Genomic DNA, 24,179 nt, shown 5'->3' with positions numbered 1-24,179 from the left:
GCGGAACGAATAACCGTTATCTTCCAATGATTTCTACTTCTGTATGCATTTCTACGCCAAATTTATCCTCAATTGTTTGTTTTATTAATGCAATTAAAGATAAGACATCTTGCGCACTGGCTCCCCCAGTATTAATAATAAAATTCCCATGCATTTCAGAAATTTGAGCTCCGCCTATTTGATAACCACGAAGCCCCGCCTTTTCTATTAAGTCTCCTGCAAAGTATGGGATTGGATTCCGAAATATGCTTCCTGCACAAGGATGATTCCACGGCTGTGTTTCACGACGGTAGTCTTTATTCTTTTGCATGACGCTTACGATTCCCTCACGCTCCCCTACCTGCAATTGAAACTCAGCTTCCAAAACAATACCAGGACGTTTCGTTTGCAATACAGAAGTACGATAGGAAAACTCCATTTCTTCATGTGTTAACCAATCAATTGTTCCGTTTTCAAACAAAATAAGAGCTTTTGATAATATGTTTGATATATCCGATTTATGTGCTCCTGCATTCATATACACTGCACCACCAACACTTCCTGGAATACCACTGGCAAATTCCAGGCCGGATAACCCTTGACGACTAAGTAAAGTTGATAATTTAATAAGGGGATACCCACCACCAACTCTTACTCTATGTTTTTCGACTTCTAAGTGGTCTAATCCTTCTCCTAAACGAATAACGACACCTTCTATACCTAGATCAGATACAAGAAGGTTCGAACCTCGACCAATTACAGTCCACTTTGTTTTATATTTTTTTACTAACTGCAACGTTTTTTCAATACTGGCAACATGCTTTGGCACAATTAAAATATCAGCTGGTCCACCTATTTTCATAGTGGTATAACGCGCTAACGCTTCATTCACTAACACGCGACCAACATTTGCTTCTATAAGCTCATTTACTAATTGCTCCATAAACAATCTCCCCCATACTAAGTATCCTTATTACAGTAGTATGCAGGGCGTTCACCTAACGTTATTTTTTTACAAGCTTATTCATTACTTCATACAGCTTATTTGCTGCATCGGGAATACCTAATTGCCCCGCAGCCAGCTTCATATTTTGTAATGTTTGTGCATCTAATAAAATCTCATCAATATCACGAATAAGCGTTTCTGCGGTTAAATCTTTTTCAAGCAACATTTTTGCTGCTCCTTTATCGACAACGGAACGTGCATTCTTTTCCTGATGGTTATTTGTTACGTAAGGACTCGGTATTAACACACTTGGCTTACCTAACGCGGTTAATTCTGCAAGTGTTGTTGCCCCCGCTCTTGAAACAACAAGATCTACACCTGTAAGTACCTCTGGCATATTATGAATGAAAGGTTTAATAATAACATTATTCGGATTCCCTTTTTGCTTCACTGCTTCCATCACTTTGTCATAATGAACTTCACCTGTTACATACAATATTTCGTAACTTTTATTTCCAAACTGTTCAATTGCCTCTACGAAAGCATCGTTAATCGGTCTAGCCCCACGACTTCCACCAAAAATAAGTACCGATTTTTTAGGAAGAGATAAACCTACTGAACGTTTTCCTTTCATTCCATTCTGATCCATTACTTCTGATGCTCTTGGATTCCCTGTCATCACCACTTTTGACTGTGGAAAATGTTCTGCAGCCGCTTCAAAACAAACCGCAACTTTATCAACATAGCGGCTTAAAAATTTATTCGTTACACCAGGTACACTATTTTGTTCATGTACAATGGTTGGAATACCTAATTTTGCTGCAGCATATACAACTGGTCCACATACATATCCACCCGTTCCAATCACAATATCAGGATTAAAACGACGAATATATCGTTTACTATCTTGTACACCCTTTAGGAAACGCATCACCGTTTTCACGTTATCTAACGATATTTTACGCTTAAATCCACTTATAACAATAGATTGAAACGGTATGCCTGCTTTTGGAACGATTGTGCTCTCTAATCCACTCTCCGTACCAATATATAAAAACCTTGCTTCCGGATTTAATTTTTTTATTTCTCTTATTAGAGCAAGAGCCGGATAAATATGACCTCCAGTGCCCCCACCACTTACTAATACACGCACTACTAACTCCTCCGCTTCTCTTTTCTTATTTCAGTCGTATTTATTTCTATATACATCATGTTTCTTCGCGCACATACGAAAAACCCTGTCTTATAAAACAGGGTTTAGTAGCGAGAATGGCGACTTATATTTAATAATACACCTACTGCCATTAACATTAATGTCAAACTTGATCCACCATAACTTAAAAACGGCAAAGTAATACCTGTTACAGGCATCAATCCTGTTACAACACCAACATTAATCATTACTTGAATCGCAATCATCGCCACAATACCTACTGCTAAAAACGTACCATATAAATCTGGCGCTCCTAAAGCTATACGAATCCCACGCCATAATAATAGACTAAATAATAATAACACAAATGAACCACCAATAAAACCTAATTCCTCGGATAAGATCGCAAATATAAAGTCTGTTTGCGGTTCAGGTAAATAAAGAAACTTTTGTCTACTTTGTCCAAGTCCAAGCCCGAATAATCCACCAGGTCCAATTGCGAGTAACGATTGAATAATTTGAAATCCACTTCCAAGCGGATCTGACCACGGATCTAAATATGATGTAATACGTTTCATTCGATACGGTGCTGATGCAATTAGCCCTACAAATCCTGCTACACCAAGCAAACCAAACATTGCAAAGTGAAATACCCTTGCTCCCGAGATAAATATCATAATAATACATGTCCCAACCATTACAGTTCCTGTGCCAAGATCTGGCTGTAACATAATCATCCCAAAAGCAAGAAATACAAAACTAAGAGCTGGTAGTAAACCACGTTTAAAAGAGGTAATTAATTTTTGTCGTTCCGCTAAAAATTTTGCTAAGAAAATAATCATCGCAAATTTCATAAATTCTGACGGTTGAATGGAAAATGCCCCGATTCCAATCCAACTTCGCGCTCCTCCTCGAACAAGTCCTACCCCAGGAATAAGAACAAGAATAAGAAGAATGAAGCAAACTAGCAAAATTACTTTTGAATACGTACGCCACACCCAATAATCAATTTTCATAATTAAAAACATAGCCACTACACCAATACTTGCAAATAGCAATTGCCTTTTTGCAAAAAAGAATGAGTCCCCCATTTTATAAGAGGCCCAAACCGCACTCGCACTATACACCATAACCATTCCGATTGTTAACAACGCAAGTGTAACGATGATGAGAATAAAATCAGGCGTTTTCTTCATTACCCATAAACACCACCTCTTTAGGCAGAAACTTTTGCCCTATGTAACAAAACATCAGTAGGTGTTAGCCTACTGATGTTTTGATTTACTTTATATAAGTTTATGCACAGCTTGTATAAAAATGTCTCCTCTTTCTTCAAATGTTTTAAATTGATCCCAGCTTGCACATGCTGGAGAAAGAAGAATTACATCGCCATCTGTAGAATGAGCATAAGCTTTCACTACCGCTTCATCTAAAGTATCGACACTTTCAATTGTATCTAATCCCGCTTTTTCTGCAGCTCTTACTAGTTTTGGAGCTGTTTGTCCAAATGTTACAATTGCTTTTACATTTTTGAAATATGGAATTAAATCATCGAATTCATTTCCACGATCAAGCCCACCTGCTAATAACACAATCGGTTGTGTAAACGCAGATAAAGCTTTCTCAGTCGCTAACATATTCGTTGCTTTTGAGTCATTATAAACCTTACGATTGTTAATAGTTGTTACATATTCTAAACGATGTTTTACACCTGTAAAACGTTTTAATACCACAGTAATTGCTTCATTAGAAACACCCAATAATTTTGCGATACTCATCGCTGCTAAAATATTTTCTAAATTATGTTGACCAGGTAAAACGATATCGCCTACTTCAACAACTTTTTCACCTTTAAAACAAAGAGCATTCTCTTTTATACACGCACCATCTTCAATTTCTTTCTTTGTCGAGAATAGTACTTTTTGCCCTTTACTATAAGCAGCTAAAGCCATCACATCTGCATCATCTGCATTTATTACACTATAATCATTTTCTGTTTGGTTTTTAAAAATATTTGCTTTTGCTAAACCATATTCCTTCTTCGTCCCGTGATAATCTAAGTGGGCCTCAAATAAATTTAAAAACGCAGCAATTTTAGGTTGGAACAATTCTACTCCCATCAGTTGGAACGATGAAAGCTCTGTAACTACAACTTCATTTTCTTTTGCACCCTGTGCTACTTCACACGCTACAGTTCCTATGTTCCCTGCAATTATAGGATGCTTTTGTCCTTCTTTTAGCATTTCAAATGCAAGCATTGTCGTCGTCGTTTTACCGTTAGACCCCGTAATCCCAATAAATGGCGCTTCTGAAATACGATATGCTAATTCAACTTCCGTAACAATTGGAATTTGCTTTTCTTTCGCGGCAACTAATATTGGATTAGAATACGGGATTCCTGGATTTTTTACTACAAGAGAAATATTTCTCTCTAACAATTCTAAAGGATGACCACCGCATACAACGTCCATTCCTTTTGCTTGTAATTCTGCAGCAAGTACATTATCTGCTAAAGGCTTTCCGTCATTTACGATAACATTTGCCCCTAATTTTTGTAACAACGTAGCTGCTGCATAACCACTTTTTGCAATGCCTAATACAAGAATATTTTTATTTTGAAATTCAGTTACAGTTTTCAATTACATCCACACCCCGATATAAATTCCTAACACAGCTAATAAAAATCCTACAGACCAAAATGTCACAACAACACGCCACTCTGACCAACCACATAATTCATAATGATGGTGTAATGGACTCATTTTAAAGACACGTTTTCCTGTTGTTTTAAAAGAAATGACCTGAATAATAACAGATAAAGTTTCCATTACGAATACTCCACCAATGATTACAAGTAGTAATTCTTGTTTTAATAAAATCGCTACAGCTGCAATGGCTCCACCTAAAGCTAAGGAACCTGTATCTCCCATAAACACTTTCGCTGGATTTGCATTGAATACTAAAAATCCAAGTACAGCTCCTACAACTGCCATACAGAATATCGCTACTCCAAATTGCTCTTGCGCTACTGCAATAATACTAAAAGCTCCAAATGCAATAGCAGCTGTTCCTGATAATAAACCATCTAAACCGTCAGTTAAGTTAACTGCATTTGATCCACCAATAAGCATAAATAATACAAGTACAAAATACGCCCAACCTAGTTCAAACTTAACATCTGTTCCCGGAATCATGATGTATGTGTGGAACGCTTGCCCTTTTCCAATTAAAAAGAACGCAATAGCAATAACAAGCTGACCTACTAATTTTTGTTTTGATGTTAAACCAAGATTTCTCTTCTTAACTACCTTTATGTAGTCATCTAAAAATCCAATTAATCCGTAGCCAAATGTCACTAATAATAATAACGAAACCTCTGCACCTAAATGATTAAACTTAATCGCCATAATAAGTGAAGTTACCATCATAGATACATATATGACAATACCACCCATTGTAGGTGTCCCTGATTTTTTTTGATGTGACTTTGGTCCCTCATCACGAATACTCTGTCCGAACTTTAATTTCCTTAAAAATGGAATAAATAATGGCGAAAGGGCAACAGAAATTAAGAATGCTACCCCAGCCGTTACTAATAAACCTTGCTCAAGCACATGTAGTCCTCCTCTCACGTTGTTTACTCTTCGTTGTTTAAACGCTCTGTAATTGCTTCTTTAGCGACTTCACGATCGTCAAAATGATGAACGTCTTTACCAATAATTTGATACGTTTCATGACCCTTACCAGCAATAATGATGATATCTTCAGCTTTCGCGTTAGCAATTGCATGGTATATCGCTTCTTTTCTATCAATAATTACTTCATAATTATTCCCATTTGCACCCTGCACCATATCATCTAAAATAGCTCCTGGCTCTTCACTTCTTGGATTATCTGAAGTGTAAATTGCATGAGTTGCATATTTTGTTGCAACACTTGCCATGATTGGTCTCTTTGTTCGATCTCTATCTCCACCACAACCGACGATACAATATACATCGCCTTTTGCAAACTGTTTTGCTGTTTTTAATACATTCTCTAAGCTATCTGGTGTATGTGCATAATCAACAATAACTGTATAATTTTGTCCACCATCAACTACTTCAAAACGTCCTGGAACTCCAGCTAGTTGCTTTATTACATCAATAACCGTTTCTAAACTTACACCAGAAACAAGTCCTGCTGCTGTTGCCGCTAGTACGTTATATACATTAAATTTCCCAATCAATTTCATCGTAACATTTACACTTTCATACGGTGTTACAAGCGTAAATGTAGTTCCAGCACTCGTCATAACGATATCTTTGGCCATAATATCACTTGTTGTATCAATTCCATACGTTACAACAGTTGCCGCAGTACTTCTCATATATTCCGCAGTTACAGCATCATCGTTATTCAGTACCGCGTACTTTTCACGATCATGGTTATAACTATTGCCAAGTTGTGCAAATAGCAACCCTTTTGCATGTTTATATTCTTCCATCGTTTTATGATAGTCTAAATGATCTTGTGTTAAATTTGTAAACACTGCTACATCGTAATCACATCCGTGTACACGACCAAGATCTAAAGCATGTGACGAAACTTCCATTACTGTACTATCTACACCGTGCTCAACCATTTTTAAAAATGTCTGTTGAAGTGTTAGTGCATCTGGTGTTGTATTTTTCACCTCAAATGTTTCATCACCGATTTTCATATTAATCGTTCCAATTAGCCCCGTTTTATGACCATGTGCGCGCATAATCTCATCCATAATATGCGATGTTGTTGTCTTTCCATTTGTACCTGTAATTCCGATTAAATGTAACTTGTGTGTTGGTTGACCATAAAAATAATCAGCTAAAACCGCTAACGAACGAAAAGTGTTTTTCACAAGTACAACTGGAACGTCAACATCAATTGGTCTTTCCGCAACAATAGCAGCCGCTCCTTGTGCCGCTGCTTGCTTAGCAAAATCATGGCTATCAACCGTATATCCTTTCATACATACAAATAAGCTTCCCTCTTTCACTTTACGTGAATCAGCTTCTATAGATGTGATTTCTGGATTTTCTTTTGGAACAACTGGAAAATCATGCAAACATGATAAAAGTGTATGCAACTTCATTTCACTAAACCCTCTCTACATTGTGTATTTATCTCTTTTTTAATAAGCAACACGTTACCTCCTAAATATGTAAAATAGGAGGTAAGTGCTACTGTGTCTAATAAATAGACTTATTTATAATTGGGGCTCTTACAGCCTCAAATTAAGTAACTCTTCTATAAAGAACTCACTTCCACCAATTGTACCATAAAACGTACTAGGTTACCTTTAATTCCCGAAGTAAATTCTAATTTTTGAGCCTTCTTTCACTTTAGCTCCTGCTTCTGGGGATTGTTTAATTACTTTCTCTCCGTCTCCACTTATATCAAGCTTCAAGTCGACGAGTTGTGTCTGTAAGTCTTTCTTTTTCATACCAATTAAATTCGGAACTTCCACAGTTGGTGTATCGCCCCATTTATATTCTCTCTCAACTTGTTCTTTTCTCGGTTTCACTCCCATAACAGGAAGTGCATCCCGAAGAATATTCCCAACAATTGGAGCTGCTACTACTCCACCAAATTGCGTTACACCTTTCGGATTATCAACAGCAACATAGACAACAATTTCCGGATCATCCGCTGGAGCAAAACCGATAAAAGATACTATATAATTATTCTCTAAATATTTACCATCTTTCACCTTTTGAGCCGTACCTGTTTTTCCACCTACACGATACCCATCAATGAAAGCACCTTTACCAGATCCCTTTGCTACAACATTCTCTAATGCATACCGAACTTTTTCTGAAGTTTCCTTGGAAATAACTTTTCTTTTTTCCACAGGTGTCTTTTTACTTACAACTTGATTATTTTTCGGATCAATAAATTCCTTAGCTATATACGGTTGATACAATGTCCCACCATTTACAGCCGCTGCTACTGCTGCCACTTGTTGAATTGGTGTTACAGAAACTCCTTGACCAAATGAAGTAGTTGCTTGCTCGACTGGACCGACTTTATCTAAATTAAATAAAATCCCACTACCTTCACCTTGCAAATCAATTCCGGTTTTCTGTCCAAAGCCAAAATTACGAATGTATTTAAACAATCGGTCTTTACCAAGACGATCACCAAGTTCAATAAATCCTGGGTTACATGAGTTTTGAACTACTTCTAAAAACGTTTGGCTACCATGGCCTCCCGCTTTCCAGCATTTCAATCTAGCTCCCCCCACTTCAGCTGCTCCATCATCATAAAACGTATCTTTCTCTAAGTCTACTAAATTTTCATTCAAGGCTGCTGCTAACGTAATGATCTTAAATGTTGAACCAGGCTCATACGTACTCCATACTGGTAAGTTTCTATTATACACTTCTGGAGAAACACTTTGAAAATCTGCTGGATCAAAACTCGGCCGACTCGACATACCTAAAATTTCACCATTTTTCGGATTCATTGCAATCGCAATCATACCATCTGGATTATATGTCGACTCTGCAATATTCATTTCTCTTTCCATAATTCTATTAATACGTGCATCAATTGTTAAACCTAAATTCAAACCAGCTTCTGGTTTTTTGAAATCATCGCCAACATTAGGCATCCTTTGTCCTTTTGCATCTGCAAAAAAACGCACATGACCTTCATCACCATTTAGCTCTTTATCATAATATTTTTCCAGTCCCATAAGACCTTGGTTATCACTACCTGCAAACCCTAATACGTGTGATAAAAAGTTGCCAAATGGATAGTACCGGATAGAGTCCTCTGCGATATAAACACCTTTCAAACTTAATCCTCGTACCTCTTTCGCTTTATCATGTGATATTTTCCTTCCGCCTTTATCTAACCTTACAATTGATTCTTTTTTTGTAATTCTCTTATAAATCTCATCTTTTTCCACACCTAATACTGCAGCTAACTTCTCTGCAGTCTCTGCTGGTTTTTCAATTTGCCTCGGTACAACAAAGACAGTTGGGGCACTTTTATTCGTAGCAAGTTCCACACCATTCCGGTCTAAAATCTTCCCACGTTCAGGTTCAAAAGTAATATTTCGACTCCATGAATCCTTCGCACGATCCGTTAACATATTGCCAAGAAAAAATTGCACATATCCAAGACGAATATCGATGATAGTGAAAATAAGTATACCTGATATGAGTATAAAAATAAGTCGTTTTCTAACCGTTACATTTGATACACGCATATTGGAACAAGCCTCCCTTACGCCTAGCTTGTTCCAATATATGCTTGTACTTATTTAATTAGAACTTCTTCTCTTTTACCATTACTGTTCTTCTGCTTCTTGTTGTGGTTCAAGTGGCGGTACAAGCGTTACACCTAACTCTGTACCAGGTTGTAACAATGTTCCTTCTGCCACACTTTGTTCAGTTACATATCCGGTACCAGTAGGTTTTAGGTTAAGCTTTAATGTTTTCGCTAAATTCATAACATCACGCAGTGCCCAGCCTTGTATATTTGGCATTGTAGGTTTATCTCCTACTAAGAAGACTCGGTCACCTTTTAATGTTTGCTCAGTTGCTTTTGGCACTTGCTGCTGCACTTTCCCTTCACCTAATACGATTGGACGAAGTTTTGCTTTATCAATTGCTTTTTTCGCTTCTTCCATCGTTTTCCCTGTTACATCCGGAACGACAGTTTGTTGTTCTTTCACATATTTTTTCGGGTCTTTTATTTCATTTGGCTTAATCTTTAAATACTCTAAACTATTTTTAGTTACATATTTAAAAATATCAGCTAAAGGCTGTGCGCCATTCTCATCATCTTTCAATTCCGGCTGTTTTACAGCTACATACACAACAAGTTGCGGATCGTCCATAGGTGCCATCCCTAAGAATGAGAATATATAATTCTCTCTTCCCGTCATATAGCCACCTTTTCCATCCGGAATTTGCGCTGTCCCTGTTTTACCACCAACTGAATATCCATCGATTTTATAAGCAGTTCCTGTTCCTTTCGGCGATGTAACGACGCGTTCTAATAACTGTCTTACTTGCGCTGCTGTTTCTTTCGTAACAGGTTTTCCCACTTCTTCTGGCTTATGTTCTAATTTTACTTCGCCTGTTATTGGATCTACAATTTTATCAATTGTATAAGGTTTCATCATTTTCCCATCATTTGCAATAGCAGTTGCAGCTTGTACAAGCTGTATTGGCGTTACAGTAGAACCTTGTCCAAAAGCTGTTGTTACTTGCTGTATTTGCTGATCGAATCCAATTGTATTTGAACCTTCACCAGGTAAATCAATGTTCGTTTTTTCATCTAATCCAAAACTATGAATATATTTTCGGAAACGTTCGGGGCCAAGTTTTTGATCCCCTAAAATTGCAAACGCTACGTTTGAAGAGCGCTCTACCCCTTCATCAAATGTGATAGATCCCCATCCAGCGCCGCCGTTATGATCTTTTATTTTTCGGTTTCCGACTTGATATGTACCAGACTGATAATAATCTTGCCCTTTATACACACCTTCATTAATAGCTGCTGCTAGCGTGAAAATTTTCATTGTTGATCCAGGTTCAAATGCATTTGCAATTGCGTCATTGAAGAAATATTTAATTTGACGATCATTTGGATCATAACTAGGCTTACTAGACATCGCTAATATTTTCCCTGTTTTTGGATCCGCAACAATCCCTATTAAACTTTCTGGATCGTAATGCTTACTTGCAGCTTTCATCGCATCTTCTAAGTAACTTTGAATACGTTGATCTATCGTTAAATATGCGTTATCTCCGTTTTTAGGTGCTTCTACGTTCACTTTCCCACCGTCAAGAGACACACCTTTACGATCACCTGTATAAGCTACTTTTCCGTTAGAAGCACTTAAATACTTATCTAAACTTTTTTCTAAACCAAATTGCCCTATCGAAGTTCCCTCTTCATTCGGTTTAGCATGACCTATAACGTAAGATGCAAAATCACCGTTCGGATACACTCTTGCATTTTCAGTAATAAAAGATATGCCTGGCAATTTCAATGCTTCTATTTGTTCCTTCTGTTCTTTCGTCAAATCTTTACCTAGTGATCCAAATTCGACTTGATTTTTATCTTTTTTATTTAACGTGGCTAAAATCTTCTCTTCGTCTTTTCCGAGTACTCCCGCAATTTTCTTTGCAGTATCCTCTTTATTTTCAACATGATTCGCACCTTTTAATTCTGCTACAAGTTTATAAGAGTTTGCATCTTGCGCTAATACATGACCGTTTTGATCATAAATCGTCCCGCGATTTGCTTCCAGAACTCCTGTTTTACTATGTTTTTGCTTAGCAAGTGCATCCAAATCTTGATTATGAACAGTTCCTGTTGCTTGTATGTAAAAAAATCGGGCTAACAATAGCAAAAAGAGCAGGAGGAATAAAATCATAAAATACCCTGCTCCCTTATTGGTATGAAATTTAGTCATATTTCTCTTCATTTTCCCTTCACACCTATTGCCTTATTTGAGGCCCTTCACATTATTCGCATTAATTTCTAGCCCGTGTTTTTTTGCAACTTCAGCGATTCGTTCATAGCGACTTAACTTCTCTACTTCAGCCTGTAACTCTTGATTTTCTTTTTGCTGCTGTACAATTTTTTGTTCTATCGTCGCTGCTTCTACATTAACTTGATAAAGGCCTGCTTTATTTCCAATAAACGCTACACAGGCATACAATAAAAAGCCAATAAATGCTACATACAACAGTTTTTCGATTCTTGTAATCTTCGCTTTAGCTTTTGGCTGAACCATCTGCTGTGGGGGCGTTTGAATCTGTATCTCTTCTTGCGCTTGTTGTTTGTACTTTACAGCTAAGTTACTCATACCTCTCTCCCCTTTTTATCGTTTTTCAGCGATTCTCAATTTCGCAGAACGCGCTCGATTATTTTCTTCTAACTCTATATCAGAAGGTAAAATCGGTTTTCTCGTAATAAGCTTTAATTTGGGCTTAAATTCATCAGGAATAATCGGTAATCCTGGTGGCAATTGTGGCGTTGTGCTATTTCGTTTAAACGTCGTTTTACAAATACGGTCTTCTAAAGAATGGAATGTTATAACACTAACTCTTCCGCCCGGCTTGACCATCTCAATTGCAGATTCCAACGCTTCTTCAAATACTTTCAATTCATCATTTACCGCAATACGGATTGCTTGGAACACTCGCTTCGCAGGGTGTCCACCCGTTCTACGAGCAGGAGCTGGAATACCCTCTTTAATTAGTTCTACTAATTCTCCTGTCGTTTCAATAGCTTTATTCTCACGATACGCTTCAATTTTCCTTACTATTTGTTTTGAAAATTTCTCTTCACCATACTGGAAGAAAATTCTTACAAGTTGCTCATATGACCAGCTATTTACAACATCATATGCTGTTAATGGGGCATCTTGATCCATCCGCATATCTAACGGTGCATCATGATGATAACTAAAGCCACGCTCTGGTGTATCTAATTGTGGGGATGAAACACCTAAATCAAATAAAATACCATCTACTTCTGTTATACCTAATTCCTGTAGTTTTTCAGATAAATAACGGAAATTACTCTTTACTGTTATGAACTGCTCACCATATGAAGAGAATCTTTCTTTCGCATTTTGAATCGCTATCTCATCTTGATCAAACGCGATTAATCTTCCACCTTCAGTTAATTGGGATAATAAATAAGAACTATGTCCTCCTCCCCCCAGTGTACAATCTACATATGTACCACCTGGCTTTATATCTAAGCCGTCTACTGTTTCCTTCAAAAGCACTGTTACGTGTTTAAACATTGTTGCACCTACTCTTTTTCCAATTAATTATGTTGAATGCATCTCCTCCTCCAAACGCATATTTCACGATTAGAGAACGAAATACTATGAAAGAACGACTCATTTAACTTACCTACAAAGGCAGCATACTATACAAATCGCTATTTTCTTTTATTATATACTAAATTTTATCATCTTTTGCGGGAATTTAAATAAAAAACTGTCGAAAAAGATGATAATACGTTTACATTTTGTGCTATTTTGTCATATATTTAAGTATCCTGCATAATTACGATATTCACTTTTTTAAAATTGATAATTCAGAAAAATTTCACTTCACAGTAAATTCAACAAGACAAAAATAAAATCCTGCTCCTAAGAGCAAGATTTTATAGTTTTATAACATGATGTTTTCCGTCCCAAGAAAACGGTTTTTCCATTACACGATCAACGAAATCCAAACCAAACTGATTTAAATAGTAACATACATTCCACACACGCTCTTGCGGCGCCCCTAATGGACGAAGTGCAAATTGTATGCGACGGAATTTATTTAGCTGTACTTCATGTTTTTTCTCAACATTTCTTTTCAACATTCTTTCCAACAGTTCAATTTGTTCATTAATTTTGAATTCATTTTTCCCTGCAAACGCACTTAATCCAGGATCTATTTTCTTCACAAACTGTTGTAATGACGTATGGATATCAATTATTTCTTTTTTCGCCTCTACAAATCGATCATCTATCGGTTCCTCTATTTGATTAGATAACCAGTTTTCACGCAACTTATCTACGTTATTTAAAAAAGGATCACTGTCTTGCAATTGCAAATCGTATAAATCTGTCGCTATATCCCTCTCTACATAAGTGATTGTAATACGCGGAACGACAGGCGGCATTTGGAAACCAATCGTATGGAAAACTTGTTGCAATTCACTCCAGTAAGCTAATTCCCCTGGTCCTCCAATAAACGCGAGCGTAGGAAATAGATACTCTTGCATAAGAGGGCGCGTTACAACATTATTACTAAAGCGTTCCGGACTTCTTTCCATCTCTTCCATCAATTCCTCATATGAAAAGGAATACGCTCCATCCTTCCCTACAAACTTCCCTTGATCGTCTTCAAGTAATACTCGCTCATTATCAATTTCCATGAATATATGTACTGCATTATACTTTGTTTCAATAATCGGTTTATATCCTAATTCTTTAATTATTTCCTGTTGGTTATGAAGCCCCTCTTGCACTTCTTTATACTTATCTATAATTTGCTTAAAAAACGGCACTTCTAATTTTCTTAATTCAGGATGATGCGAATCAACAAGAATTAAACCAGAATTAACGAACATTTTCATAATAAGATGGGCAAAGAAATCTACATACGTATTCGATTTCCCCAAAGAATCATCAATAAATCGCAGTACATCCTTTGTAAAATTCGTTTCAGGGTATGTTTTGAAAATTTCTTCAATCCACTTTCTACAGTCTTCCAAAGAAAGCTCGGACTCTGAAGCACTCGCCACTTTCGGATTACGGTCATGAAAAATAGTCTTTTTTATTTTTTTATTCTTCGTTACAAAAGTATGATTAATTTCATCCATATCATGGTCTTCACCAGCAATCCAGAAAACAGGAACAACTTTAACACCTAAACTTTCTTCCTTTTCCCTTGCAAGCTGTAAAACTGAAATGATTTTATGAATTGTATAAAGTGGTCCAGTTAATAACCCAGCTTGTTGTCCAGCTATAACAACATATGTATTTTCATCTCCAAGCGCTTTTACATTTTGAATCGTAGCTTCTCCCGCTTGTAATTTTGTATTATATTCTAATAAATGCGCTACTAAATCTTGGCGGAAAAACTCCCTCTCACGCAAATCATGTACACGCTGTTTAAAAGCATCTTCTGTTAACATATAGTCAAAACAAGACTGTATCTCTTTTTTACCGTTCATATAGTCCGCTACAACACCTTGTTGCGGAACAGAGATTTCTTTTATCTCCATATAATTCTTCCTTTCGTATCCTGTTCTCTCACCAATCCACATTGTAGTCAATGTTGCACGTAAAAGCAAAGAATTACACTTATTCTTTTACTTCTAATCCTTTTATTGCATCGAACAAAAATTGCAGTGTCGGAACGGATTGTTGCTGTTTCTTAGCTTCTTCTAATACATATCCAACAATCGCACCAATTTCCGTTTGTCTATTCGCCCTTACATCTGCCAGCATAGATGATGTATTATGAGACGTTCTTTCACATACGTGACGTACCATTTTCCATACCATTTCTTTTTCTTCTTTAACAAGAAAAACGACTTCCTGAAAAACTTGCTCCATCAATCGATAAAAAAAAGGGTTCGTAATCAAATCTCCGTTCTGGACTTGTAATAATGCTGTCAATGGATTGATACATACATTAACTACTAATTTTTTGTGCATGACATCCTTCCAATCATCTTCTATTTGAATCGGAAAATGAGGAAATGGAAAGCAGTTAAATATTTTTTCAAAATGTATAGACTGGCCGTGCACGATTCCAAACTTCGTTACACCTATCCCCGTATGATAAACGGTATGTCTTTCTTCTTTTTTTGCACCATGCTCTACAATCCCAACTGCAATATTTTCATTCCCTATTTTCTGCATAGCATGAAGATGCGACATTCCGTTTTGCAAAAAGATTAATGAGGATTCCCCTCGCACAAAAGGCAGTATGTCAGTTATATGATATTGCTTAACAGCAATAAATATATAGTCTAGCTTCTGATCTAGCATACTTTCTATTGGCAAAACAGGCGGGAATACGGTTTCACGTTTTTCCTCCCTCATACAAGTTACACCCGTTATATTCAATTCCTCAGCCTGTTTAGCTGTCCTTGTAAACAACGTAACATCTTGATTACTTTTTTGTAAATAAAATGCATATAACAGACCGATAGCTCCTGGTCCCACAACTCCGATTTTCATTTTCACACAAGGAACTCATATAAATACGATACACAAGTCCCTTTTCCCTCCCCCTTTTTATCCCGCAAACGCCTGATTGGTGCGGAATCAATCATAATTAACTAAAGGTGAACAAATCCCACCGATTACAGTTTCACTCTATCGTTCTCAATCCCATGAACACAGTTTACAATTCCATTGCTCTTTAACAAACAAATGCAACCTCTTCTTTCAATATGTATATACTACCTATTAATATGCTTCTACTCTTAGTTTAGCAAATCCTCAAAAAAATAATAAAAGAAATATACTATCTTCTTCATAAAAATAAAAAAATGAGTTATAATATTATTATAAATATTTTTACTTTTCTGCATTCAACGAGACAAGAAAAGGATGTGATGTTATGGGATTCCCAAAAGTTGAGCGCTTGCTCATCAATTATAAAACATTAGACGAATTTAAAAAATTTAAAGGTTGCGGAGCTCAAGAATTATCCATGTTAGAAGAATTACAGGCAAACATTATTGAAAACGATAGTGAATCTCCATTTTACGGTATTTATTATGGCGGATCACTAATTGCACGTATGAGTCTGTATATGAAAAGGCACGGCGGGGAACCATTCGAAATTACAGGTACTTACCTAGAACTCTATAAACTTGAAGTGTTACCAACTTTCCAAAAACAAGGATTCGGAGAAATGCTTGTAAATTATGCGAAGGGGCTACAGTTCCCAATTAAAACGATCGCACGTATCCATTCAGCTGGTTTTTGGGATAAATTAAATTTCCAGCCTGTATCAGTACCTGATGGTGATTTTTATGTTTGGAACCCAGAAACAAATTTGAATACGGTTACAAACGAAGAGTCTGCATAAGAAATAAAAAAACAGCTACATAGCAGCTGTTTTTTTATTTCTTTAACTTTTCTAATTTCCCATTCGAACGAGTGCTATTTCTTTCCGCTACCATTACACTTCTTTTTTGATCGATATAATCAAGCAATGTTCTATACTCTTCCTCATATACTGATAATCGCTCCAAAAGACTCTCTCTCTCTGTTTGTAACGATTCAATTTGCTGTTGCAACACCATTAAAGAGTTTTCATCTTTATAATTTTGCAAGAAATCAATAACATCATTCAATGTAATTGACGTAGGCTCTACTACCTTTGTCTCTTTTACTTCATAATTTTCTACTTTACGTAGTTGCTTCGCTTCTTCAATACGTTCTTTGTATTGCTTTCTAACGTAAGAATTCCATCTAAAGCCACATGCTGCTGGTGTACGAGATAAATGTCTTCCCACTTCTTTAAAGGCAGATAATTGCGTTCCACCTTCTCGAATATGCCGGAGTACTACTTCTGCCAGAAGCAAATCTTCATCATCAGTCCAAGCATCTTGTCTTGTTGTCGCCATCTCTCTAGTCCTCCCTATGCATTTTTTATTAAGCATATGCAGTTACTAGAAAAGATAGAATACAACAAATAAAGAATAAGACAAAAAAAAATAAACGCAGAAGATATCTTCTACGTTTATTTTCCCGCAATTACTTGCTGATTACTTCTTTACCTTTGTAAGTACCGCATGCTTTACATACACGGTGAGCTAATTTCGCTTCACCACAGCTTGGGCACTCTACCATACCAGGTACTGATAATTTGAAATGCGTACGACGCTTTCTTTTTACTGTTTTAGAAGTTCTTCTAAAAGGTACAGCCATTCTTCCCACCTCCTTAAAAGAAATAGTTATTTTCATATGAAGGCCTAAACCAGTCTTCCGATTATTTGTCAAAAAACTTTGCAAGTCCTGCTAATCGTGGATCAACAGTCTTTTCTTTGTTTTCTTCCGAAATCACTTGCCAGTCTTGACCTTGCATCGGTGCTCCACCAGAAACATCATCACTGAAAATTTGCATTGGAATCTCCAAAAGTATATTTTCCTTGATTACGGGCAGTAAGTCAAGTACTTCTCCTTCTAAACAATGAATTTCAGCTTCAGTTTCAAATTCTTCTTGTGAAGTTTGGAACACCTCAGTTGTTTTAATGTCAAATGGTAATGTCACATCTACTAAAGAGCGAGAACATGGTAAAACCATGCTTCCAGTTATATGTAGATGGAACGTAAACTTACCGGAGCCAAAATCAACTCTTCCTGTTACATGAGCAGGATTAATTTCACGAATATCTTTCTCGACCTCTTGTAGCTCACTTACATCTACCATCTCATCCAATGTCAATCCTTTATTTCTCAATTTATTCAATTGATGGATGGACCATTTCATATCATATCACCTCAAGGCAACAAACAAAATTATAGCTAGCCATTTTATATTTGTCAATGTTTTTTCTTTACACTATAATGAAGTCATCATAGTAAATAATATATAGAGTATCACGTTTTTGAAAAAGATGCTACATCGAAAGGAGAGATTACCATAAAAGCCAGTGGTATTGTTGTTGAATATAACCCTTTTCATAACGGTCATGATTATCATGTGCAACAAACAAAAAAGTTAACACACGCCGATATTACAATCGCTGTTATGAGTGGCCCTTTTTTACAGCGTGGTGAGCCAGCACTCATATCCAAATGGTATCGTACCAAAATGGCCTTATCATGCGGTGTAGACCTTGTTGTAGAGCTTCCATACGCCTTCTCAACACAAAAGGCTGAAACCTTTGCAAATGGCGCTATTTCTATTTTAAACGCCCTGCGTGTTTCTGAAATTTGTTTCGGTAGTGAAGATGGGCAGATTGAAAATTTTCATAACACCATCTCTGTGCAAAAAAATGAAGAAGATACTTTTAATCGTCTTGTAAAGCAATTTATGAATGCAGGTAACAGTTACGCAAAAGCTACATCTGAAGCCTTCCTACACATTTTACCATCCGAAAAAAACATAGACATGTCACAACCGAATAACATATTAGGATTCCAATACATGAAATCAATTTTCTTACAAAATAGTTCTATGCAAGCACAAACGATAAAAAGATTCGCATCTCATTATCATGATGAAACATTTAGCGACCAACATATTGCAAGCGCAACTAGTATTCGTAAAAAACTTTTTAGCGAAAATAGTTCTTTTACAGAAATTGAGCCTTTTATCCCAAAAGCGACTGCTTCTCTTTTAGCAAGTTACAAACAAAACTACGGGATATTACATAATTGGGAACAATACTTTTCATTTTTCAAATACAAACTCATGACGATGTCTCCAGAAGACTTACGACATATATATGAAATAGAAGAAGGTTTAGAGCATCGTATTTTATCAAAAATACAAAACAGTTCCTCCTTCCATTCATTCATGGAAGCATTAAAAACGAAGCGTTATACATGGACTAGATTACAAAGAGCCTGTACACACATTTTAACAAATACAACAAAAGAAGAAATACATAGCGCAAATATAGAGCAGCATGCACCGTACATTCGTCTACTAGGCATGTCACAAAAAGGACAAACTTACCTTTCAAAAAACAAGAAAAAAATAGAACTTCCCATCCTTACCCATACAAAAACATTTGACCATCCTACTTTACATATAGAGCGAAAAGCCAATTCTGTATATTTCTCCATCATGCAAGAACCATTACGAACACAACTACTAAAACAAGATGCAACACACCATCCAATTCGTTATGATGAAACAACTGCAAAATTTCTATAAAAAACCTCTCTTTTTCAGAGAGGTTTATTTTTTCTCGCCCATTTTTTCCAAATACAGCAATGCATCATCCAGCGTATCAACTGGTACAACTTTCATTTTTGTTTTAATATCTTTCGCAGCCTCAAGCGCATCTTTATAATTCGATTTCTCCGCACCTTTTTCATTTGGCGCAAAGAACACTTCAGCACCAGCATCACTTGCAGCAACCACTTTTTGCTGAATACCACCAATCGGGCCAATTTCTCCCTTTTCATTTATCGTCCCTGTTCCAGCTATTTCATGCCCTCTTGTTAAATCATCTTCCACAAGTTGATTATATATTTCTAATGTAAACATTAGGCCTGCCGATGGTCCGCCTATTTCATGAGAATCAATTTTCACTTTCGGATCTACCATTAATTCTCTTTCAGTAACGATAGAAACCCCTATACCAACACGCCCATTTCCATTCGGAATGGTCTTTACATTTAAATTTTCTTTTAACTGTTTTCCATTTCTCTTGTACTCAATATTTACTGCTTCCCCTTCTTTTTTCCCTGTCATATATTCAATAAATTGCTCCGTCTTTTCAAATGTTTTTCCGTCGACAGCTATGATGACATCTCCAAGCTTAAGCTTTCCTTCTGACGGCATCCCTTTCGCTACTCCTGCAACCAATACACCTTTATTTTCAAAAGAAACAGTACGGTTTGCACGTTTATACGCATTATAGATTGCTGCATTTTGCGAATCTTTCATGGCATAATTTTGGCGAAATTGATATTCTTCATCACTCTCACCTTTTTGCAATATTTCTTCCGCTTTCGAAATATGTGTATATTTATTAAACTGTGCCGCTATTAAATTCACCACATTTGCTGGTCCCATTGAAACCGTAACAAGCATAAAATCACCGGATTCTTTCGTTCCACCCTCAACTTGAACGTAAGGCTCTAATTTGGCCGCCATTCCTGGTTTTGTTACATAATACGGTAAACGTACGTAAACAAGTAACATCGCCAATATAACCCCTATTAAAATTGCATATATAAACCGAAAACGCTTAAACATTATGTTTCTCCTTCCACTGCTCAATTAATAAATAAATATTTGCAACATGTTTTTCCGCCTCTACTTCTCCAACTCGAATAATGTCTTCAATGTTTGTAAAAGCACGTGAACTAAATTGTTCTACAGCTGGTCGCATCATTAAATCCGATGCAATTTGTCGATTCATCACCAGCTCATGTTGCATAATTTCAATACTCTGCATAATTACATCATAAATAGACGTAACCTCTCCATTCACTTTAATCGGCGATACATCAACAGCAATAACAATATCGGCACCTAACTCTTTCACAACCGATACTGGAATGCGATCAATCACTCCGCCATCCACCAATAATCGTCCATCTATCTTTTCTGGTACAAATACTCCAGGTACAGATATGCTAGCTCTCACAGCCTCTGCAACAGGACCACTTGTAAAAACTACTTTTTCCCCCTTCAAGATGTCAGTAGCCACAACAGCCGTCGGGATATCTAACTCTTCTAAATTTTTATTATATGTAAACATTTTAATCATATCTTTGACACGTTTTCCAGCAATAAATCCCATTTTCGGAACTGTAAAATCTAAATAATATTTCCTCTTAAAAACATTTGCCAGTTTATACAACCTTTCAACGTTTGAGCTAGCTGCATAAAACGTACCTACTAAAGCCCCCATACTACTTCCTGCAATCATATGAATCGGTATACCATTTTCTCTTAAAACTTTTATAACACCAATATGCGCAAACCCTTTTGCGCCCCCAGATCCAAGAGCTAAGCCAATTTTCGGTTCTTTCATTTTTCTCACCCTTTAATTTTTTTCATTCCTTTTTCATACTTATGGTCTAAATGCACTACGTATCCACGTATACTGAAATGAACGTTTTTTGGGACAAAGGGGGATTTACTTACATGTATGAAAAATGGAAAACGGCTTTTCTTACCATATCAACACTGTTTTTAACCTTTTCTCTTGTACTTCACCCCCAAGCTGCTTTGCAAGCTTCCATTCGAGGGTTAAATATATGGTGGGAAGTTGTATTCCCTTCACTTTTACCGTTTTTCATCATTGCGGAACTTCTAATTAGTATTGGTGTTGTAAAATTTATAGGTGTTATATTAGAACCACTCATGCGACCACTTTTTCGCGTTCCAGGGATAGGCGGATTTGTTTGGGCAATGGGAATGGCTTCTGGATTCCCTGCTGGCGCCAAATTAAGCGCTAGACTACGTAAAAGTAATCAGCTAACACAAATCGAAGCAGAACGCCTCGTATCTTTTACAAACTCATCTAATCCACTTTTTATTTTTGGAGCTGTTTCTATCGGTTTTTTCAATAATCCGAAATTAGGAATCGTATTAGCTGCTGCACATTATTTAAGTAACTTTGCCGTCGGGTTATTGATGCGTTTTTACGGCAATAACAATATTTCCACGAAGGATCAACATCCTACTAAAAAACGTCCTTTTCAAAACCCTTTTTCAGTCCTACACGAGACGCGCATGCAAGAAAAAAGACCATTAGGAAAATTACTTGGGGACGCTATCGTTTCTTCTATTCAAACGTTACTTATGATTGGTGGATTTATTATTTTATTCTCTGTTTTAAATAAAATGATTACTGTATTTCATATTACAGCAGCACTTTCTTTTATTATGCAACATATTTTATCATTCTTCCAATTAACTACAGAATTTAGTATTCCAATCTTATCAGGCATTTTTGAAATGACACTCGGTAGCCAAATGATTAGTCAAATAAATGAAACACCCCTCCTGCAGCAAGCTATGGTAACAAGCTTTATTTTAGCGTTTAGCGGCCTTTCTATTCAGGCACAAGTTGCTAGCATATTAGCTGAAACAGACATCCGATTTAAGCCCTATTTTTTCGCACGAATTATCCAAAGTATTCTGGCTCCTATTTTTACTTTTATATTTTGGAAACCATTTTATGAAAAAGTAAGCTCTTTTTCACCTATGCAAAAAGATATCCCCGTATTTTTATCGAATCATTCTTCTATACTGCAAGAAATTTGGACATCTTTTGTACACTATGGACCGATCTTTACTTTATTTTGTTTATATGTATATGTTATCTTATTATTTTTTCGTAGCAACAAAGAAAAACCCCGTTCACTTTAACGGGGTTTGAAACTTTTCTTTTAAAGCACGTTCTACAACAGGAGGTACAAGATCTACTACGCTTCCTCCATATCTCGCAACTTCTTTTACAATGCTCGAGCTTAAAAATGAATATTGGTTATTTGTCATAATAAAAAAGGTTTCAATATTTTCATCTAATTTTCGATTCATAGAAGTAATTTGCATCTCATATTCAAAATCAGAAACCGCTCGTAACCCACGCAAAATCGCGTTTGCATTACGCATTTTCGCATACTCCACTAGTAGTCCACTATGTGAATCTACTTTTACATTCGGGATATCCTTTGTTGCTTCTCGAATTAAATCTAAGCGCTCTTCAACTGAAAAGAACGGTTTTTTTGACGAGTTGTTTAAAACTACTACGTATACCTCATCAAATACTTTTGCTCCCCTTTTAATAATATCCAGATGCCCAAGGGTAATTGGATCAAAACTTCCCGAAGAAATAGCTATACTAGTCATTCCGTCCCCTCACCTTCATACTTATAAATCGATATTGCTGTAATCCCATAATTTTCAGCTCTTACTTTTACAAGACTCCCTATAGAATCAGGTAAAACCACATCATTACCATGCTCTGACATAATTAATCCATCTCTATGTAGCAATCCATGTTGATCCATCACACTAATTAAAGATACAATTTTTTGATCTTTATATGGAGGATCAATTAATATAAGATCGAATGATATTTCACGTTTTATAAGAGCCTTTACCGCACGTTCTGCATCATTTCGATATACTTCAGCTTGTTCCTGTATTCGACAACTTTCTAAATTTTGATGGATTACTTTTATCGCTTTATTATCTCGATCAACAAAAATTGCTTTATCAATCCCTCTACTTATAGCCTCGATTCCAAGACCACCACTACCGCCAAATAAATCAAGAGCGATACCACCATCAAAATAAGGACCTATCATATTAAAGATTGATTCTTTCACTTTATCTGTCGTTGGACGTGTTGTATTACCTGGCACCGCTTTTAGTGGATGCCCTTTACATTTTCCTGAAACTACTCTCATCTGTTGTCACTACCTTTATTTCAATCTATCGAGCAATTATAGAAAACCTTTCTCCATTCGGTAACCGCTACCAAACTATACTATTCCATGAAATTTTCCATTCATTTCTCAACGAACAATAGGAGAACTTTGGCTTAAAATAACCGCTCTGCATTTTTATGTATTCATCTCACCATGCGCTAACACGAACCCATTATGTATATTCGTTTCACTTTATCTTTTTTATCCTATCATAAAATAAAAAAAAGAAAAATAAAAAGCCAAACATAAAATTTAATTTCATGATGTATATCTTCATTTAGATTGGACATAAATAATTATAACAACATCACCTTCGATGTTGTTGCCAACCGCGGAGAAGACTTACGTTTCCCCATAAGTTCTTCCTCCGGTTTCTCCTCTCCCTTTGCCTTCTTACTAGTACATGCTAGTATAAGAAGGGCCCTGCTTTGCAGGGTTTTTTTTCT

22 protein-coding genes are annotated in these 24,179 nt (G+C 36.4%); 3 read left to right on the top strand and 19 right to left on the bottom strand.

The window, feature by feature from the left end:
• Window positions 1–16: 16 nt before the first annotated feature.
• From murB to panE, 12 genes are all read right to left on the bottom strand, one after another.
• Window positions 17–922 carry a UDP-N-acetylmuramate dehydrogenase gene (gene murB / locus AC1Q8N_RS11915; protein ID WP_048546089.1) on the bottom strand — a complete coding sequence of 302 codons (906 nt, stop codon included), beginning with the start codon at window positions 920–922 and terminating at the stop codon, window positions 17–19.
• A gap of 61 nt (window positions 923–983) precedes the next feature.
• Entirely contained in the window at window positions 984–2,078 is a 1,095-nt protein-coding gene (gene murG / locus AC1Q8N_RS11910; protein WP_001265424.1) for an undecaprenyldiphospho-muramoylpentapeptide beta-N-acetylglucosaminyltransferase, read from the bottom strand.
• Window positions 2,079–2,182: 104 nt separating this feature from the next.
• A complete protein-coding gene (gene spoVE / locus AC1Q8N_RS11905) occupies window positions 2,183–3,274 on the bottom strand; it encodes a stage V sporulation protein E (RefSeq protein ID WP_000753516.1) in 1,092 nt (363 codons plus the stop codon).
• A 90-nt stretch (window positions 3,275–3,364) separates the two neighbouring features.
• Window positions 3,365–4,717: a UDP-N-acetylmuramoyl-L-alanine--D-glutamate ligase gene (gene murD / locus AC1Q8N_RS11900; protein ID WP_048546091.1), complete on the bottom strand. Its 1,353-nt coding sequence runs from the start codon at window positions 4,715–4,717 to the stop codon at window positions 3,365–3,367.
• Window positions 4,718–5,692, bottom strand: a complete 975-nt coding sequence (mraY, locus tag AC1Q8N_RS11895) for a phospho-N-acetylmuramoyl-pentapeptide-transferase (protein WP_000893058.1) — start codon at window positions 5,690–5,692, stop codon at window positions 4,718–4,720.
• A 23-nt stretch (window positions 5,693–5,715) separates the two neighbouring features.
• Entirely contained in the window at window positions 5,716–7,191 is a 1,476-nt protein-coding gene (murE, locus tag AC1Q8N_RS11890; RefSeq protein ID WP_048546093.1) for a UDP-N-acetylmuramoyl-L-alanyl-D-glutamate--2,6-diaminopimelate ligase, read from the bottom strand.
• Between the two features lie 207 nt (window positions 7,192–7,398).
• Window positions 7,399–9,315, bottom strand: a complete 1,917-nt coding sequence (locus AC1Q8N_RS11885) for a stage V sporulation protein D (protein WP_001266227.1) — start codon at window positions 9,313–9,315, stop codon at window positions 7,399–7,401.
• 81 nt (window positions 9,316–9,396) lie between these two features.
• Window positions 9,397–11,547, bottom strand: coding sequence for a penicillin-binding protein (locus AC1Q8N_RS11880; RefSeq protein WP_088110381.1), 2,151 nt, complete (start codon window positions 11,545–11,547; stop codon window positions 9,397–9,399).
• 21 nt (window positions 11,548–11,568) lie between these two features.
• On the bottom strand, window positions 11,569–11,931 hold the full coding sequence (gene ftsL / locus AC1Q8N_RS11875; protein WP_000067079.1) for a cell division protein FtsL: 363 nt from the start codon (window positions 11,929–11,931) through the stop codon (window positions 11,569–11,571).
• 15 nt (window positions 11,932–11,946) lie between these two features.
• A complete protein-coding gene (rsmH, locus tag AC1Q8N_RS11870; protein ID WP_000472512.1) occupies window positions 11,947–12,879 on the bottom strand; it encodes a 16S rRNA (cytosine(1402)-N(4))-methyltransferase RsmH in 933 nt (310 codons plus the stop codon).
• Window positions 12,880–13,247: 368 nt separating this feature from the next.
• On the bottom strand, window positions 13,248–14,864 hold the full coding sequence (bshC, locus tag AC1Q8N_RS11865; RefSeq protein ID WP_098079040.1) for a bacillithiol biosynthesis cysteine-adding enzyme BshC: 1,617 nt from the start codon (window positions 14,862–14,864) through the stop codon (window positions 13,248–13,250).
• Window positions 14,865–14,943: 79 nt separating this feature from the next.
• Window positions 14,944–15,834, bottom strand: a complete 891-nt coding sequence (panE, locus tag AC1Q8N_RS11860; protein WP_098047871.1) for a 2-dehydropantoate 2-reductase — start codon at window positions 15,832–15,834, stop codon at window positions 14,944–14,946.
• Window positions 15,835–16,213: 379 nt separating this feature from the next.
• Between panE and AC1Q8N_RS11855 the strand changes: the two genes are divergently transcribed.
• On the top strand, window positions 16,214–16,687 hold the full coding sequence (locus tag AC1Q8N_RS11855) for an N-acetyltransferase (RefSeq protein ID WP_000506689.1): 474 nt from the start codon (window positions 16,214–16,216) through the stop codon (window positions 16,685–16,687).
• 34 nt (window positions 16,688–16,721) lie between these two features.
• Here the strand turns inward: AC1Q8N_RS11855 and AC1Q8N_RS11850 are convergent, their stop codons facing one another.
• The 3 genes from AC1Q8N_RS11850 to AC1Q8N_RS11840 form a co-directional block, all read right to left on the bottom strand.
• Window positions 16,722–17,228, bottom strand: coding sequence for an RsfA family transcriptional regulator (locus tag AC1Q8N_RS11850; RefSeq protein ID WP_048546098.1), 507 nt, complete (start codon window positions 17,226–17,228; stop codon window positions 16,722–16,724).
• Window positions 17,229–17,358: 130 nt separating this feature from the next.
• On the bottom strand, window positions 17,359–17,532 hold the full coding sequence (rpmF, locus tag AC1Q8N_RS11845) for a 50S ribosomal protein L32 (protein WP_001984764.1): 174 nt from the start codon (window positions 17,530–17,532) through the stop codon (window positions 17,359–17,361).
• 61 nt (window positions 17,533–17,593) lie between these two features.
• Window positions 17,594–18,094, bottom strand: coding sequence for a YceD family protein (locus AC1Q8N_RS11840; RefSeq protein WP_000872150.1), 501 nt, complete (start codon window positions 18,092–18,094; stop codon window positions 17,594–17,596).
• A gap of 153 nt (window positions 18,095–18,247) precedes the next feature.
• Here AC1Q8N_RS11840 and AC1Q8N_RS11835 point away from each other — a divergent pair, with 153 nt between their 5' ends.
• Window positions 18,248–19,489: a nucleotidyltransferase gene (locus tag AC1Q8N_RS11835; RefSeq protein WP_165775555.1), complete on the top strand. Its 1,242-nt coding sequence runs from the start codon at window positions 18,248–18,250 to the stop codon at window positions 19,487–19,489.
• A 24-nt stretch (window positions 19,490–19,513) separates the two neighbouring features.
• Here the strand turns inward: AC1Q8N_RS11835 and AC1Q8N_RS11830 are convergent, their stop codons facing one another.
• Both AC1Q8N_RS11830 and AC1Q8N_RS11825 read right to left on the bottom strand, forming a co-directional pair.
• Complete coding sequence (locus AC1Q8N_RS11830; RefSeq protein WP_000476311.1) at window positions 19,514–20,539, bottom strand: SepM family pheromone-processing serine protease; 1,026 nt, start codon at window positions 20,537–20,539, stop codon at window positions 19,514–19,516.
• Window positions 20,532–21,323: a patatin-like phospholipase family protein gene (locus AC1Q8N_RS11825; protein ID WP_000662602.1), complete on the bottom strand. Its 792-nt coding sequence runs from the start codon at window positions 21,321–21,323 to the stop codon at window positions 20,532–20,534. Before AC1Q8N_RS11825 ends, AC1Q8N_RS11830 begins: the two co-directional genes overlap by 8 nt.
• 113 nt (window positions 21,324–21,436) lie before the next feature.
• On the opposite strand from AC1Q8N_RS11825, the gene ylbJ reads away from it, so the two are divergent.
• Window positions 21,437–22,666, top strand: coding sequence for a sporulation integral membrane protein YlbJ (ylbJ, locus tag AC1Q8N_RS11820; protein ID WP_000273093.1), 1,230 nt, complete (start codon window positions 21,437–21,439; stop codon window positions 22,664–22,666).
• Here ylbJ and coaD read toward each other — a convergent pair.
• Both coaD and rsmD read right to left on the bottom strand, forming a co-directional pair.
• The gene (gene coaD / locus AC1Q8N_RS11815) at window positions 22,658–23,149 is read right to left on the bottom strand and encodes a pantetheine-phosphate adenylyltransferase (protein WP_000200598.1); all 492 of its coding nucleotides are present in this window, start codon (window positions 23,147–23,149) and stop codon (window positions 22,658–22,660) included. The two genes, ylbJ and coaD, sit on opposite strands and share 9 nt — an antisense overlap.
• On the bottom strand, window positions 23,146–23,712 hold the full coding sequence (gene rsmD / locus AC1Q8N_RS11810; protein WP_001266975.1) for a 16S rRNA (guanine(966)-N(2))-methyltransferase RsmD: 567 nt from the start codon (window positions 23,710–23,712) through the stop codon (window positions 23,146–23,148). The genes coaD and rsmD overlap by 4 nt, the downstream gene beginning before the upstream one ends.
• Window positions 23,713–24,179 lie beyond the last annotated feature (467 nt).

This window comes from Bacillus sp. GW823-FHT06B01 (assembly GCF_058952315.1).
This window is presented reverse-complemented; position numbering and strand designations above follow the sequence as displayed.